Origin of the sequence: Shewanella bicestrii, assembly GCF_002216875.1 — a bacterium.
GTDB lineage: Bacteria > Pseudomonadota > Gammaproteobacteria > Enterobacterales > Shewanellaceae > Shewanella > Shewanella seohaensis.
The window spans coordinates 2,802,946-2,819,967 of the sequence record NZ_CP022358.1 but is presented as its reverse complement, the minus strand read 5'-3'; the positions used below and the strand labels follow the sequence as shown (position 1 = coordinate 2,819,967).

The following is a 17,022-nucleotide window of genomic DNA, read 5'->3' as shown; positions in this document are numbered from 1 at the left end:
TGGAAATAAGTGTCAACTTATTTCAGGACGAGACAAAAACTATACCGTCCAAGGTAAGAGTTTTTGGGCGATGCGGTTCGATTCACCTAGGCGCACCGCGGCGCGATAACGCATTCTGTAGAGCAGTTGGTAGCACAAGGGAACCAAATACAGACTCGTCACCGTTGAGAACGACAAACCGCCGATAATGGCAATGGCCATCGGTGAGTAGGGGGGGCCGCCTCCACCGATTTGGGTTTCGCCCATCGCCAGTGGCACAAGACCCAGCACCGTCGTTCCTACCGTCATTAGCACAGGGCGCAGACGGGTAATACAGACTTCACGTATGGTATCTGACAGCTTATCGAGTTCAGGCGTCATTTGGTTGATTTGGTCGACCAATACGATGCCGTTATTCACCACAATTCCCATTAGAATCAAGATCCCTATCATGGCCATGACTGACATAGGCGTGCCTGTGAGCAGCAAAGCCCAAAAGACGCCTGTGATCGAGAACAGAATCGAGGTGATAATCGCCGTCGGTAATAATAAAGACTCAAACAGCGCCGCCATGACGATGTAAATCATGGCAATAGCAAGCAGCATATTGATAGCCATGACGCTCTGATCTTCATCCTGACGCTCAAACCCTCCGCGCAGTGAATAGTTATAACCATTCGGGAAGCGCACGTTTTCCATCACCTGTTTGATCTTAGTTTGGGCTTCCTCTGTGGTGAGCTTGTCTAAGTTCGCGCCGATAGAAAGCGAGGTTTGGCGATTGTAGTGCTTGATGGTATCGAACCTAGGTAAAATCTCGATACTGGCAAGGTTATCAAGGGTATACAGGCGTTGGTCGATACGCACGATAGGCAGTTGCTTGAGCTTCTCGAGGGATTTTTGCCATTCCTTCTCATAGGCCATTTCGATACGCAGTTCCCCATTGGGATCGTGCCTAAATGAGCGCAGCGGTGAGCCGCGCAGGGCCATGGAGATGCTAGAGGCCACTTCGTTGAGTTTTAAATCCAGCCGTGCCGCCATCTGCCGATTAATGCGGATCACTACTTCCTGCTGCGCGCCGTTCACTTCGGAGCGCACATCCACTAAGCCTTTGATATTGGAGAGCAGGGGCAATACTTGCTCACTCAAATGGATAAGCTCTGAGGTGGAGCGGCCAGTGAGCGTGACACGTACGCCTGAGTTATCATTACCCCAGCCAAATTGAGGTTTCGCGATGGAGAATTTAGGAAAACCGCTGCGGATTTTCTTCTTTAACTCATCCAGTGGCATAGGTAGGTCTTTTTTCAGCAAAATCACCGAAGAGGCATCGTCTGGCGCATAATAGCTATACACTGAGTCGATATGGAATTCCTCTTTATTATTATAAAGATACTCTTCCATTTGGCTCACCATCGCTTCGGTCACATTGAGATTATGGCGACCTTCTACTTGGTAGTTGATGTAAATCCGCTCCTTGCTTTGGCTGTCCTCTTGATCCTGTTTGACCATCGACAGCGGCAGGGCGGTGGATACCAAAATGGCCACCGAAATTAGGCCAGAACGCCAAGGACGAAGCAGCACCCAATTGAGGCTACGGTTGTAGAGGTTTTGTAACTTACCTGGTGCTTTCTCTGGTGCGATATCGAAGTGAAACTTAGTCAACATCAATGGAATTAATGTCTTAGCCACTAACAGTGAGGCCGCTAGCGAAATACAAATCGCAATCGCCACATGCTCAAGGAAGATGGTAAGCTCGACTTTTACCCCGAAGATATTGGGTAAAAACACGATAGCCGTGGTCATAGTGCCCGCAAGTACGGCAAGACTGACCTTATCGACCCCTGTCATGACCGCGTTTTCATTGTCCTCTGCGCTATTGGTGGCTTTGCCTTGCTTCTCCTGCAGCACACTCTCGGTGACCACTACAGCGTTATCGATAAGCATACCGACCGCCAATAACAGCCCCATCATCGACAGAATGTTTAAGCTGTAACCTAGCAAGTACATGGCGGCCAACGTCATACCAATCGAAATCGGCACTGATGACACCACAATCAAGGTCATCTTGAAGTTTCTCAGGAATAAATACAGCACGATAAAAGACAGCAAGGCGCCGATTAATCCCGACAGCAGCAGATCCGAGAGGGAAGATTTTACCCCAGAGGCTTGATCTTCCATGATAAACAAGCGGATACCTTGGAATTGTTGATCTTGCTTGGCAAGCTCAATCACCTTTAATACCCGGTCAGACACTTCCACTAAGTTGGCGCCGGATTCTTTAAACACATCCAGACCCACGGCGTAATGCTTATCTAAGTGACGACCTTCGACCCGTTCCGGTAGCGCAAATTGCACATCGGCAACGTCACCTAAGGTCAGCCCTGGTAATAATACTAGGGCTTTAATGTCCTCTAAATTACGAAACTCGCCCTTAGGAGACACCTGATAAACCAGATTACTTTCCCTTAAGGTACCGGCGCTAAGCACAAAATTTTCGCGGCCGAGACGTGTCTGTAACTCGGTTGCCGAATAGCCACTGGCGGCGAGACGGTTGGCATTGATCCTGACCTCAATTTGCTTTTGCTCAACCCCATAGAGATTGACCTTAGACACCCCTTCAACCCGTTCCAGCGGGCGCTTAAGCTGCTTATCAAGCAAGTCGAATGCGCCAGAAAGCTCGCGGTCGCTCGAAATCCGTATGGTCAATACCGGCATATCAGCGGTGGAGAATTGGCGGATAAACACCCGCTCAACATCCTTGGGCAATAAGTGTCGCACAGCATCGATTTTTTCCCGCGCTTCTAAGCTCTTAGTCGCAACGTTTTCGCCCCATTTCATATTGATTTCGATTTCAGCGCCTTCTTGGGAAGACTCTGATTCGAGCTCATCAATCCCGCCCATAGTGGCGAGGGACTCTTCGAGCACCTTAGTGATATCGCGCTCGACTTCCGCAGGGGTCGAACCTTTGTAAGGCACTTGCACCACGATTTGTGGAATATCGATGCCAGGGAACATTTCGAGCGGCAGTAGGCGGCTAGAAGCCAGACCAAACAGCAAGATAGCAAAGAAAAACATGCTGGTGGTGACTGGGCGTTTTATCGCTAAACGGGTGAGGTTCATAGGCGAGCCTCCGCGGTTTCGGCCGTGTTGTCTTGCGCTGTGGCGGTATGTTCAAACTTTTTACGGTCAAACAGGGCATAGAGCACAGGGATAACAATCAGGGTCAACAGGGTCGAGAGGCTCAGACCAAAGATCACGGTAATCGCCATCGGTGCGCGGACTTCTGAGCCATCGCCTAAACCTAACGCCATTGGCAGCAAACCTAAAGTGGTGGTTAAGGTGGTCATCATAATCGGGCGCAGACGGGATTTGGCCGCGATCTTAATGGCCTCAAGCTTGTCCACGCCTTCGGTGCGCAGCTGATTAATTCTATCCACCAGTACGATGGCGTTGTTGACCACAATCCCCGCGAGCATGATAAGGCCGATAAACACCACCACACTCAAATGGGTTTGGGTGATATAAAGACCAAGCACGCTACCTGCCAGCGCCATCGGCACGGCGAATAAAATTAGCAGCGGATGCAGCAGTGATTCGAATTGACTCGCCATCACTAAGTACACCAGGAAAACCGCCAGGATCAGTGCAATCTTCAGTGATTGGAATGAATGTTCCATTTCCTCGTTTTGTCCACCAAAGCGTGCTTGAACCGAGGCGGGCAACACCTGTGCAGACAGAATTTGCTGTGCTTCGGCCACTGCATCACTTAAGTCGCCATAGGCAAGGTTGGCCGATACTAAGGCCACTCGTTGTTGGCTGATGCGGTTAATCGCCGATGGGCCTAATTGCAATGACACTTCGGCCACGGCGCTTAGGGCAATCGGTTGCTGGCTGTTCGGGTTGATGATGAGTGCATCGATATCACTGATTTGATCCCGCTCATCCAGTTCGCTACGCACTAAAATATCAATTTTGCGGTCGCGGACTGTATATTGGCTAGCGACTGTACCGCCAACGCGCTGGGCAATACGATTGGCGACTGTGGGCGCATCCATGCCTAAGGCGGCTAAGCGAGCATGGTCGAAGCGAATACTGAGTTCTGGCTGACCATCACGCAGGCTAGTATTCACATCGGCAAAGCGATCGGAGGCGGAAAGCGCCTTAACCAGATTATCGGCACTGCGCTTAAGTAAGTGTAAATCGTAACCTGAAAGCTCAATCTCCAATGGGGTTTTAAAGCTAAAGAGTTCAGGTTGCTCGATTTTAGCTTCCAGCTCAGGGATGCGGCGCGCGGTGTCACGCAGCACTTGTGTTACCTGATGGTAAGCCGTGTGATCGCTCAGTACGACCTGTAAACGCCCCCAGTTTTCACCGCCTCTGGCGGTATCAGAGGTCATTAGACCGCCGCTACCCGCTTGGCTGTAGGCATGTTTGACTTCGGGCCTGTCTTTAATCGACATCGCGAGTTGTTGCAGTACTTTGTCTGTTTCACCGACCGCAGTGCCAGGAGGCAGCAGGATCTCCACATAAAACTCCCCTTGGTTCATCGGTGGGATGAGCTCCATGCCAAGGCGGGGCAGCAAGCTAATACAGGCGCCAGTGATCCCTATGGTCAGTAACAAAGTGGCGACTTGTTTACGTAGCGCCATCGCGAGCAGTTTGTGATAAACCGACTCGATAGCGTGGTAAACAAAGTTAAAACCACTGCTGAGCGGGCGCATTACTAACCCGAGCAGCCAAGAAAAGAAGCGGCCAATGACTAACGCTAAAGTCAGCAATGCACTCGGTAAGTAGCTAAAGAGCAACACAATCGGGAAGGAAAATACCGTCGCACTATAGTGTTTTAACTTACCGAGCTTAGTCGTTGGTTTCTCCTTCGGGGTTTTCTTGATGAGTTCGGGCAGTGCTGTAAAGCCTTCGCGGGAGGCCAGCATTGGAATTGAGGTTAGTGCCACCAAGAGTGATGCGAGCAAGGCAAAGGTCACTGTGAGGGCTTGATCAGAGAATAGGGCGCCCGCAATACCATCGACAAATACCAAGGGGACAAACACTGCGAGTGTAGTCATGGTCGAGGCGAAAATCGCACCCGCCACTTCTTTAGTCCCTGTGACAGCCGCATCTAATTTGCTCATGCCTTCGCTACGGCAGCGGTCGATGTTCTCCAGCACCACAATAGCGTTGTCGACTAAGAGACCGATAGCGAGCGCAATACCGCCTAATGACATGATATTTAAACTGATATCGGCAAAATACATCATGTTAAAAGTAGCAATCACCGAGAAGGGGATGGAGATTGAGATGATCAGCGTCGGGATAATATTGCGTAGGAACAGATAAATCACCAACATAGACAAAATACTGCCCATCAGTGCAGAGGAGGTGACTTCGCTTACGGCACTCTCAATAAACTCAGACTGGTCGTAAATCACTTCCAGTTTGTTTTGCTTAGGATCTTGGTTGATTTTGACTAGCTCATCGCGCAGTTTTTTAGCCACCGCGACCGTGTTGGCATCGCCTTCCTTATAGATAGCCAGTTCAATCGACTCTTGGCTGCCGATCCGAGTGATGTCGCTGCGTTCTTTAAAGGCATCGGTAATGGTCGCAACTTCAAATAGACGTACTAAGGTCTGTGCGTCGCGATAGACGATCACTTGCCCTAGCTCTTCCAATGAATTGAATTGGTTAAGGGTACGAACCAGATATTCGCGGTCGCCTTGGATCACTTTACCCGCAGATAAGTTGATGTTTTCCTCGTTGATGCGGCGTTTAATGTCGTCAGCATTCAAATTGAGCTGGGATAACTTTTCCTGATTGAGCTGAATATGCACTTCCTGCTCTAAGCCACCGGATAAGCGCACCGCAGCTACACCTGAAAGGGCTTCTAAACGGCGTTTAAGTTCTTCCTCCGCGTAGGTACGCATCTGCTTGAGTTCAGCCTCTGATGCATTAGGTATCGACAGCGCGAGGCGCATAATAGGGTCTAGGTTGGGGTTAAAGCGCAGCAATAATGGCTTTTTAACATCCAGTGGCAGGGCAATAGTGTCGAGTTTTTCGCGTACATCGAGGCTCGCCATATCCATAGTGGTGCCCCATTCAAACTCGAGTACCACATCGGACATGCCAGAGCGGGAGATAGAGCTTATCTTACGTAAGCCTTTCACCACACCGACGGCTTCTTCAATGGGTTTTGAAACCAGTTGCTCCACTTCAACGGGCGCGGCACCGTCGTACATGGTTCTAATGGTTAAGGTGGGGTAGCTTAAATCGGGTAGGAGTTTTACCGCTAAGCGCGAAAACCCCACCATACCGAATAACATAATGGCCAGCATGAACATCCATACCGTGACTGGCCGTTTAACTGAGGTGCTGATGATTGACATGAAAGACTCCTATCAGTTCTTCGCTGAGGCCAAATCGAGTGGGGTAATGACTTCAACTAAGGATTGGTCTTTCAAATTTTGCTGGCCACGGGTCACGACTTGTTCGCCGGGTTTGAGGCCGGAGACCACTTCCACCGCGTCGCCTTCACGGTAACCAATTTCGACTTCACGGCGGTTGGCGCGATGGTCTGCGCTCGTGCCGTCAATCACATACAGGGCTTGCTTGTTGTCTTGGTTGATCAGGGCACTGTAGGGCACGGTTATTACATTCTCATGGGTGTCATACTTCAATTCGACCCGTGTGAACATACCGGCCTTTAAATGGGCATCCTGATTAGGTACGGCTAATGTCACTTTAAAGGTGCCGCTCTGTGGATCGACCACAGGGCTTATCCGCAATACTTTAGCGTGGATAGCGTTTTTGCTCTGCTGATTGCTAAAGACTTGGGCTTCTTGGCCTAAACGCAGGCTAGTTAATTGCTGCTCGGGTAAATGCACAATCCCGTGCAACTCGTCTTGATTGACGATATAAAACAGATCCCCAAACTCTTTCGCCATGTTACCAGCCTTCACATAACGCTTAGCAATAATGCCATTGATGGGGGAAATCACATGGCTTTCTTTGACTTGTAGTTCGGCAAGATCGCGTTTGGCGATAGCGGCCTGTAGGTTGTACTCAAGCTTGGCCATCGAGTCGGCACTGATAAACTCTTTGTTGCTCATTTTCTTTAAGCGGTTTAACTCTTGCTCGATGATTTTCACTTCGGCTTCGGAGCGGTCGAGATCATATTGCTGACGTTTAGCATCGATAACCGCGAGGATTTGGCCTTTTTGTACCCGGTCACCTTCTTCGACATTAATGGCTTCGATAAGGCCGGCAATACGGCTAACGACATTGGCTTCCTGCGGAGCTTCGAGGGTAGCCGTAGTGCTATAAAACGAAGACACATTACCCTGCAGTACGGTAGTGGTTTCAACGGGGATGGCATATTGTTCTTCTTTTTTAGCCACTTCCTCTTCGCCGCATGCCGCTAACATTGACACTAACAGCACGGGTAGGGCGAACTTAGCAATTTTTGACTTTTCCATAAGAGTATTACCTGTTGTCATTTTTGTGATGCCATCTTAAAGCGAAAAACATGCCAAAATTAAAAATATATTAATTTCAGTAAATTAACTTAAAATTATGAGATTGTGGATTAGGCAAACTTACTAAATGTAGCTAAAAAGTTTAAAAAGTGATGAGAAATGCTAAATAACCTGTGAGGGGAGATTGGCTATTGTGCTAGCGGGACTGATGGGAGAGAGAAGGGCGTGGATAAAAAATACCAATAAAAAAGCGCCCAGAGGGCGCTTTTATCGATAAATGCAGTTTAGCGTTTATCTTGGCTAACGAAGTCACGTGCAGTCTCGCCAGTATATAGCTGACGTGGACGGCTGATTTTGTGACCTGGTTGATCCAACATTTCTTTCCAGTGAGCAATCCAACCCACGGTACGTGCTAATGCAAACAGTACAGTGAACATGCTAGTTGGAATACCAATGGCTTTCATGATGATGCCAGAGTAGAAATCGACGTTTGGATAGAGTTTCTTCGAAATGAAGTACTCGTCTTCCAGTGCGATACGCTCAAGTTCCATCGCAACATCTAATAATGGATCTTGTACTTTCAGCTCTTTTAACACTTCGTGACAGGTTTCACGCATGACTTTGGCACGTGGGTCAAAGTTTTTGTAAACACGGTGTCCGAAGCCCATCAGACGGAATGGGTCGTTCTTGTCTTTCGCACGGGCGATGAATTCAGGAATACGATCCACTGAACCGATTTCTTCTAACATTTGTAGACAAGCTTCGTTCGCGCCGCCGTGCGCAGGGCCCCATAGAGAAGCAATACCCGCGGCGATACACGCGAATGGATTCGCGCCTGAAGAACCGGCTAAACGTACGGTTGACGTTGACGCGTTTTGTTCGTGATCCGCATGTAGAATGAAGATACGGTCCATAGCACGTTCAACGATTGGGTTTACCTTGTACTCTTCACAAGGAACAGCAAACATCATGCTTAAGAAGTTGCCTGCGTAGCTTAAGTCATTGCGTGGATAAACGAATGGCTGGCCAGAAGAGTACTTGTAGCACATAGCGGCAATCGTTGGCATTTTGGAGACTAGGCGATAAGCGGCGATTTCGCGGTGGCGAGGATCGTTGACATCGAGTGAGTCTTGATAAAATGCAGACAATGCACCAGTGACACCACATAACATTGCCATAGGATGAGCATCACGACGGAAACCTCTAAAGAAGAAGGCGAGTTGCTCATGAACCATAGTGTGGGTTTTTACTGTGTGTACAAATTCAGCATATTGCTCTTTCGTCGGCAGTTCACCGTAAAGCAGCAGGTAACACAGGTCTAAGTAATCTGAGTCAACGGCGAGTTGCTCGATTGGATAGCCGCGGTGTAACAATATACCTTGATCGCCATCGATATAGGTAATTGCAGATTCACAGGAGGCTGTCGCGAGAAAACCTGGATCAAAAGTGAAGTAACCCTTGCTGCCAAGTTTACTGATATCGATTACGTCAAAACCAGCGGATCCTTGCTTTACTGGCAATTCTATCGAGTCGTTCCCTGGTAATTCTAATTTGGCTTTTAAATCAGCCATACCCCGTTCTCCTTACTTCGTTCTTATCTGTGAGTGCGGCATGTCAAACCGCCATTACTTTACAGCCATTCTAGATCACATTTCAATTTAAATAAGCGTTTAAATTTGTTAGACCATGGTATAAATCTCTTTACTTTCCTTGGTGCAGCTGGCACTTAGGTGAAAATATCCTTAAAAAAACAAAATTTGCATTCTGTGATGTTTGTATTTGACATTTCGCGCGAGTATACTTGCCTCCGCCTAATAATGGCTGCAAACGATGATGTTAAAACACCCTTTGTTTACATGTTAAATAAGTGAGTGTTCAAATAGTTATCTGTTTGTTTAAACTTTGCTTTTGTGTTTACTTTTGCCCTGATTTACCCCTCGGTTTAAAGTTTGTACAAAAGCGGTTCACATAACAAAAAAAATGCTCAATGGAGCTGAGTGAGCAGAACGTGAAAAAGCAAAGACCTGTCCATTTAGATCTGCAGACCATTCGCTTTCCTGCAACAGCGATTGTGTCAATTCTTCACCGTGTATCCGGTGTCATCATGCTGTTCGCTGTTGGCATTCTTATTTGGTTGCTAAATTCATCTTTAGCCTCCGCTGAAAGTTTCGCAGGCGTACAATCTCTGTTTGATAACTTCGTTGTGAAGTTCATCATGTGGGGCATTTTGACTGCACTGGCTTATCACTTATTCGGTGGCCTACGCCACTTAGTAATGGATACCGGTCGTTGGGAAGAGTTGGCTTCGGGCACCGCCTCAGCGAAAGCTGTATTTGTACTGACGGTAGCCTTTTCAATATTAGCGGGGTTATGGGTATGGTAACCAATGCAGCAAGTTTTGGACGCAGTGGTGTTCATGACTTTATTCTACTACGCGCTAGTGCAGTAATCCTCGCCTGTTATACCATTTTCATGGTTGGCTTTATTGCATGTAGTTCCCCTCTCACCTATGACGTTTGGCATGGCCTGTTTAGCGCTCTGCCAATGAAAGTGTTTACCCTGCTTGCGCTGGTTGCACTGCTTGTTCACGCCTGGATTGGTGTATGGCAAGTATTGACGGATTACGTCAAGTGCACTTCGTTACGCGGTGTTTTACAGTTCACCTTCGTCGTCACCGTCTTTTGTTATCTGGCGGCCGGCATTGTTATTGTGTGGGGTGTCTAAGTGAGTATTCCAGTACGTGAGTTTGATGCTGTAGTGATTGGTGCTGGCGGTGCCGGTATGCGCGCAGCATTACAGATTTCTAAAGAAGGTAAGAGCTGTGCGCTTTTATCTAAAGTATTCCCAACTCGTTCTCATACTGTATCTGCGCAGGGTGGTATCACCGTTGCGTTAGGTAACGCCCATGAAGACCATTGGGAACAACACATGTACGATACCGTAAAAGGTTCCGACTTTATCGGTGACCAAGACGCTATCGAATTTATGTGTCAAACCGGTCCAGAAGCCATTATTGAACTCGAGCACATGGGTTTACCCTTCTCTCGTTTCGATAACGGTAAGATTTACCAACGTCCTTTCGGTGGTCAATCTAAAAACTTCGGTGGTGAACAAGCGGCGCGTACCGCTGCAGCGGCAGACCGTACCGGTCACGCATTGCTTCACTGCTTATACCAACAGAACGTTAAACACAAAACCCAAGTGTTTTCTGAGTGGTATGCCCTCGATTTAGTGAAAAACCAAGACGGTGCCATCGTAGGTTGTACTGCGATTGAAATCGAAACGGGTGAAATCGTTTACTTCAAAGCCAAAGCCACGGTACTCGCGACTGGCGGTGCTGGTCGTATCTACGCATCAACCACAAACGCACACATCAATACCGGTGACGGTGTTGGTATGGCGATGCGTGCTGGTGTTCAGATGCAAGATATGGAAATGTGGCAATTCCACCCAACTGGTATCGCTGGTGCGGGTGTACTTGTGACTGAAGGTTGTCGTGGTGAAGGCGGTTACCTGCTGAACAAAGACGGCGAGCGTTTCATGGAGCGTTATGCTCCAAACGCGAAGGACTTAGCATCTCGTGACGTGGTAGCACGTTCTATGATGACTGAAATCCGTGAAGGCCGTGGTTTAGATGGTCCATTAGGCCCACACTGCTTGCTGAAACTCGACCACTTAGGTAAAGAGACCTTAGAAGCCCGTCTACCAGGCGTGTGTGAACTTTCTCGTACCTTCGCGCATATCGATCCGGCCGATGGTCCAATCCCAGTACTGCCAACCTGTCACTATATGATGGGTGGTCTGCCAACTAAGGTGAGCGGTCAAGTTATTCGTAAGAATGACGACGGCAGCGAGCAAGATGTGGTTGGTTTATTCGCAGTAGGTGAAATTGCCTGTGTGTCTGTACACGGTGCTAACCGCTTAGGCGGTAACTCTCTGCTCGACTTAGTGGTCTTTGGGCGCGCTGCGGGTCAACACTTAGGTAAAGCACTCGATGAGACTGCGGATCCAAAAGATGCGACCGATGCGGAAATTCAAGCGACTTTAGCACGCTTAAACCGCTGGGAAAGCAACAAGTCTGGCGAAGACCCAGCGCAAATCCGTAAAGATTTACAACTTTGCATGCAATTAAACTTCTCTGTATTCCGCCGTGGCGATGCAATGGCAGAAGGTTTAGAGCAGTTAAAAGCTATCCGTAAGCGTTTAGAAAATGCCAAGTTGTCTGATAACTCTCGTGAATTCAACACTCAACGTATTGAATGTTTAGAGTTAGACAACCTGATGGCGACGGCAATTGCCACCGCTTATGCTGCTAACTTCCGTACAGAGAGCCGTGGTGCTCACTCACGTGAAGACTATTTAGAGCGTGATGATGATAACTGGTTATGTCACACCCTGTTTGACCCTGTGACTGAAACCATGGACCGTCGTGCTGTGAATATGGCGCCTAAGTTACGTGAAGCATTCCCGCCGAAGAAACGTACCTACTAGGAGTTGCAAAGATGAAATTGGAATTTGCAGTTTATCGTTACAATCCTGATGTAGATACAAAACCTTACATGCAGGATTACAGCCTCGAAGTGGCTGAAGGCTCTGACATGATGGTGCTTGATGCACTGATCAAGTTAAAAGAACAGGACCCAACGTTAGCGTTCCGTCGCTCATGCCGTGAAGGTGTTTGCGGTAGTGACGGTGTGAACATGAACGGTAAAAACGGTCTGGCTTGTATTACGCCAATCTCTACCTTCAAAGGTAAGAAGTTGGAAATTCGTCCACTGCCAGGTATGCCAGTCGTACGTGACTTAGTGGTTGATTTAACTCAGTTCTACAAGCAGTACGAGAAGATCAAGCCGTTCCTCATCAACGATGAGAAGATGCCTGCTCGTGAACATTTACAGTCACCTGAACAGCGTGCGCATTTAGATGGTCTGTACGAATGTATCATGTGTGCATGTTGTTCTACGGCTTGTCCATCGTTCTGGTGGAATCCTGATAAGTTTATCGGTCCTAGCGGTCTGCTACACGCTTACCGTTTCTTGATCGACAGCCGCGATACAGCGACAGAAGAACGTCTTTCTGAGCTGGACGACGCCTACAGCGTGTTCCGTTGCCACGGCATCATGAACTGTGTTGACGTCTGTCCAAAAGGACTTAATCCGACTAAAGCAATTGGTCACATTAAGTCAATGCTGCTTAAGCGAGCTGTGTAATGCGAGAACCCGAGCTTAAATCAATAATAATATAGCTCTCGAAGAGTCACTTTCTGGGTATAGAAGGTGGCTCTTTTGTGTATGTAATGGAAGACAACGCGCCGTGAAATCTGGATATCTAGGGGCGGCAAAATTTATGCGTCGAAGGTAATTGCTTGAGATTGCATATAAAAACTATGGCTAAGCACGTGTATAAAGTTTGAAAGGAATAGCAATGCACCAAGGCATCATGAAAGCCTGGCTCGAATCATCTCACTTAAGTGGTGCAAATTCGACCTACGTAGAAGAGATGTATGAAGCCTATCAAGAAGACCCACAGTCAGTCTCTGACGATTGGCGTGCGGTATTTGATAATCTCCCTCCGGTGAACGGTGCTTCTAAAGACGCGCCTGAAGCGGCTCACTCCAAAGTACGTGATTATTTTCGCAGTTTAGCGATGGACGGACGTCATAAGAGCGCAGCTCGTGTGACCGATCCTGAGTTGGACGCTAAGCAAGTTAAAGTGCTACAGCTGATCAACGCCCACCGTTTCCGTGGTCACCAAGGGGCTAACCTCGACCCGTTAGAATTGTGGAAACGTGAACCTGTTGCCGATTTAGATCCCGCATTCCACGGTCTGACCAAAGAAGACATGGAACGTGAGTTCAACACTGGCTCGTTCGCCCACGGCGGCGAAACCATGAAGCTGGCTGACTTAGTCAAAGCGCTAAAAGCCACTTACTGTGGTTCGATTGGCGCCGAATACATGCACATTACCGATACCGATGAGAAGCGTTGGATCCAACAACGTCTCGAACCATCCTTAGGTAAAGCCAACTACGATAAAAGTGTTAAGACCCGCATTCTCGAAGGCCTAAATGCTGCTGAAGGCATTGAAAAATATTTAGGCGCTAAATTCCCTGGTGCAAAACGCTTCTCGTTAGAAGGTGGCGATGCGTTAGTTCCTATGATGCGCGAAATCATTTATCGCGCAGGCGAAGCGGGCACTAAAGAAATCGTAGTCGGTATGGCTCACCGTGGTCGTTTAAACGTACTGGTGAACGTGTTAGGTAAGCGTCCAGCAGAACTGTTTGACGAGTTCGCCGGTAAGCACGCCGATACCCACGGTTCAGGCGACGTAAAATACCACCAAGGTTTCTCTTCAGATTTCGAAACGCCGGGCGGCAACGTGCATTTAGCACTGGCCTTTAACCCATCACACCTTGAAATCGTTAACCCTGTGGTTATGGGCTCTGTACGTGCTCGTCAAGACCGCCGTGGTTGTAAAGACGGTTTACAGGTGATGCCAATTACGATCCACGGTGACTCTGCAATTGCTGGTCAAGGTATCGTGCAAGAGACATTCAACATGTCTCAAACACGTGGCTTTAAAGTGGGCGGCAGCATCCGTATCGTTGTGAACAACCAAGTTGGTTTTACAACGTCAAACCACTTTGATGTGCGTTCAACTGAATACTGTACTGACATCGCTAAGATGGTTCAGGCACCGATTTTCCACGTGAACTCTGACGATCCAGAAGCCGTTGCCTTTGTTGCTCAGCTTGCTGTTGATTATCGTAACGAGTTTAAACGTGACGTGGTGATTGACTTAGTGTGTTACCGTCGTCATGGCCACAACGAAGCTGACGAGCCAAGTGCAACTCAGCCATTGATGTATGCCAAGATCAAGAAACACCCAACGCCACGTAAGATCTACGCTGACAAACTGATCGCTGAAAACAGCATCGGCGCTGATGAAGTGACCAGCATGATCAACACCTACCGTGACGCCTTAGACCAAGGTGACTGTGTGGTGAAAGAATGGCGCCCAATGACACTGCACACAGTGGATTGGACTCCTTACATTGGCCGTGAGTGGGACGAAGCGTATCAAGCATCTCTGCCACTGGCGCGCTTACAGAACCTAGCTGAAAAACTAAGCTATGTTCCTGAGAGCCACCCACTGCATTCACGCGTTGCTAAAATCTATGGCGATCGCGTTGCTATGGCGAAGGGCGAGAAGTTACTCGACTGGGGCTTTGCTGAAACCTTAGCTTACGCCACGATTCTTGAAGACAAGCAACGTGTTCGCATTACTGGTCAAGACTCTGGCCGTGGTACTTTCTTCCACCGTCACGCGGTTCTGCACAACCAAAATGATGCGACAACTTACTTGCCACTGCGTAACTTGTCTGAAGACCAAGGTCCAATCGACATCACTGACTCAGTATTGTCTGAAGCATCAGTATTAGCCTTCGAATACGGCTATGCGACTGCGGAACCTGGTGGTCTGGCGATTTGGGAAGCCCAATTCGGTGACTTTGCTAACTGTGCCCAAGTGGTTATCGATCAGTTCCTGTCGTCTGGTGAGCAGAAGTGGGGCCGTCTATGCGGTCTGACCATGCTGTTACCACACGGTTACGAAGGTCAAGGTCCAGAACACTCAAGCGCCCGTTTAGAGCGTTTCTTGCAGCTGTGTGCTAACCACAACATGCAAGTTTGTGTGCCATCAACGCCAGCACAGGTTTACCATATGCTGCGTCGCCAAGTGGTGCGCCCTATGCGTCGTCCACTGGTGGTGATGTCACCTAAGTCATTGCTACGTCACCCATTAGCGGTTTCTAGCATGGAAGAATTGGCTAATGGCAGCTTCCAAAACGTGATCGGTGAAATCGATACGTTAGAAGCGAACAAGGTCGATCGCGTCGTGTTCTGTAGCGGTAAGGTATACTTCGAGCTGCTGGAAAAACGCCGTAAAGAAAACATCAATAACATCGCAATAATCCGTGTCGAACAGTTATATCCGTTCCCACATGAAGAAATGGTTGCAGCTTTAGCTGATTACCAACATGTGAAGGATTTTGTATGGTGTCAGGAAGAGCCGCAAAACCAGGGTGCTTGGTACTCTAGCCAACATCACTTCTGGGCTGCTATCCCTGCGGGTGCAAAACTGACCTACGCTGGCCGTGAAGCGTCTGCTGCACCAGCCTGTGGTTACCCAGAGCTGCATGCTCACCAACAAGAATCTTTAGTGAACAGTGCCCTAAAGCTGTAATAGCTAAGACTGTAGTAATAGACATTTTATAAAAAAGGATCGTTTTTCATGAGTATCGAAATCAAGGTACCCGTACTGCCAGAATCTGTTGCCGACGCAACTATCGCCACTTGGCACGTAAAAGTGGGTGAGCAAGTTTCTCGTGATCAAAATCTGGTTGATATTGAAACTGACAAAGTCGTACTGGAAGTGGTTGCACCAGAAGATGGTCACATCGGTGAGTTCCTGTTCCAAGAAGGTGACACCGTTCTGGGCGAGCAAGTGATTGCTAAGTTCATCGCGGGTGCGGTTTCTGGTCAAGAAGTGACTAAAGCCGAAGCTGAAGCTGCTGCACCTGTTGCCGCTGCTGCGACTGAAGAGTCTAACGATGCATTAAGCCCATCAGTACGTCGTTTACTGGCTGAGCACAATGTTGATGCGAGCAAAGTGAAGGGCACTGGTGTCGGTGGCCGTATCACTAAAGAAGACGTTGAAGCCTTTATCAAGTCTGCGCCTAAAGCGGCTGCTGCCCCTGCGGCTCCAGCGGTACAACCTTTAGCGGCAGGTCGTAGCGAGAAGCGTGTTCCAATGACTCGTTTACGTAAGACTATCGCTAACCGTTTATTAGAAGCGAAAAACTCTACCGCGATGCTCACGACGTTTAACGAAGTGAACATGAAGCCAATCATGGATATCCGTAAGCAGTACCAAGATATCTTTGAAAAGCGCCATGGTATCCGTTTAGGTTTCATGTCTTTCTACGTGAAAGCGGTAACTGAAGCGCTGAAACGCTTCCCAGAAGTGAACGCATCAATCGATGGTGACGATATCGTTTACCACAACTACTTCGACGTCAGCATCGCTGTATCGACTCCACGTGGTCTGGTCACCCCAGTATTGCGTGATACCGATACCATGAGCCTGGCTGATATCGAAAAAGCAGTACGCGATCTGGCAATCAAAGGCCGTGATGGCAAGCTGACTGTGGCTGATATGACTGGTGGTAACTTCACTGTGACTAACGGTGGTGTATTCGGCTCGTTAATGTCTACCCCAATTTTAAACCTGCCACAAAGCGCGATTTTAGGCATGCATGCCATTAAAGACCGCCCAATGGCAGTGAATGGTCAGGTTGAAATCCTGCCCATGATGTACCTAGCTCTCTCATATGACCATCGTATTGTCGATGGCCGTGAGTCAGTTGGCTTCTTAGTCGCCATTAAAGACTTCTTGGAAGACCCAACTCGTCTGCTACTTGACCTATAATCTAACGCGCTAAACGATCACGTTTAACCTGTTAGTTTAGAGACAAGAGTCAGACATACCCTCGTGACTGGCCCCGTGGGGCCAGTTG

At 48.4% G+C, this 17,022-nt stretch carries 10 protein-coding genes; 6 read left to right on the top strand and 4 right to left on the bottom strand.

What is annotated here, in order from left to right:
• Positions 1 to 39: 39 nt before the first annotated feature.
• From CF168_RS12215 to CF168_RS12200, 4 genes are all read right to left on the bottom strand, one after another.
• Positions 40 to 3,096: an efflux RND transporter permease subunit gene (locus tag CF168_RS12215; protein ID WP_089068006.1), complete on the bottom strand. Its 3,057-nt coding sequence runs from the start codon at positions 3,094 to 3,096 to the stop codon at positions 40 to 42.
• Positions 3,093 to 6,356, bottom strand: coding sequence for an efflux RND transporter permease subunit (locus CF168_RS12210; RefSeq protein ID WP_089068005.1), 3,264 nt, complete (start codon positions 6,354 to 6,356; stop codon positions 3,093 to 3,095). The genes CF168_RS12215 and CF168_RS12210 overlap by 4 nt, the downstream gene beginning before the upstream one ends.
• A 12-nt stretch (positions 6,357 to 6,368) precedes the next feature.
• Entirely contained in the window at positions 6,369 to 7,445 is a 1,077-nt protein-coding gene (locus CF168_RS12205) for an efflux RND transporter periplasmic adaptor subunit (protein WP_089068004.1), read from the bottom strand.
• Between the two features lie 284 nt (positions 7,446 to 7,729).
• The gene (locus CF168_RS12200; protein WP_011622409.1) at positions 7,730 to 9,016 is read right to left on the bottom strand and encodes a citrate synthase; all 1,287 of its coding nucleotides are present in this window, start codon (positions 9,014 to 9,016) and stop codon (positions 7,730 to 7,732) included.
• Between the two features lie 416 nt (positions 9,017 to 9,432).
• Between CF168_RS12200 and sdhC the strand changes: the two genes are divergently transcribed.
• From sdhC to odhB, 6 genes are all read left to right on the top strand, one after another.
• A complete protein-coding gene (sdhC, locus tag CF168_RS12195) occupies positions 9,433 to 9,828 on the top strand; it encodes a succinate dehydrogenase cytochrome b556 subunit (protein WP_011622410.1) in 396 nt (131 codons plus the stop codon).
• Positions 9,822 to 10,169, top strand: a complete 348-nt coding sequence (sdhD, locus tag CF168_RS12190) for a succinate dehydrogenase, hydrophobic membrane anchor protein (protein ID WP_011622411.1) — start codon at positions 9,822 to 9,824, stop codon at positions 10,167 to 10,169. The genes sdhC and sdhD overlap by 7 nt, the downstream gene beginning before the upstream one ends.
• Positions 10,170 to 11,936, top strand: coding sequence for a succinate dehydrogenase flavoprotein subunit (gene sdhA / locus CF168_RS12185; protein WP_011622412.1), 1,767 nt, complete (start codon positions 10,170 to 10,172; stop codon positions 11,934 to 11,936).
• Between the two features lie 11 nt (positions 11,937 to 11,947).
• Positions 11,948 to 12,655, top strand: coding sequence for a succinate dehydrogenase iron-sulfur subunit (locus tag CF168_RS12180; protein WP_011622413.1), 708 nt, complete (start codon positions 11,948 to 11,950; stop codon positions 12,653 to 12,655).
• Positions 12,656 to 12,869: 214 nt separating this feature from the next.
• Positions 12,870 to 15,689, top strand: a complete 2,820-nt coding sequence (locus tag CF168_RS12175) for a 2-oxoglutarate dehydrogenase E1 component (RefSeq protein WP_089068003.1) — start codon at positions 12,870 to 12,872, stop codon at positions 15,687 to 15,689.
• A gap of 48 nt (positions 15,690 to 15,737) precedes the next feature.
• On the top strand, positions 15,738 to 16,934 hold the full coding sequence (gene odhB / locus CF168_RS12170; protein WP_011622415.1) for a 2-oxoglutarate dehydrogenase complex dihydrolipoyllysine-residue succinyltransferase: 1,197 nt from the start codon (positions 15,738 to 15,740) through the stop codon (positions 16,932 to 16,934).
• Positions 16,935 to 17,022 lie beyond the last annotated feature (88 nt).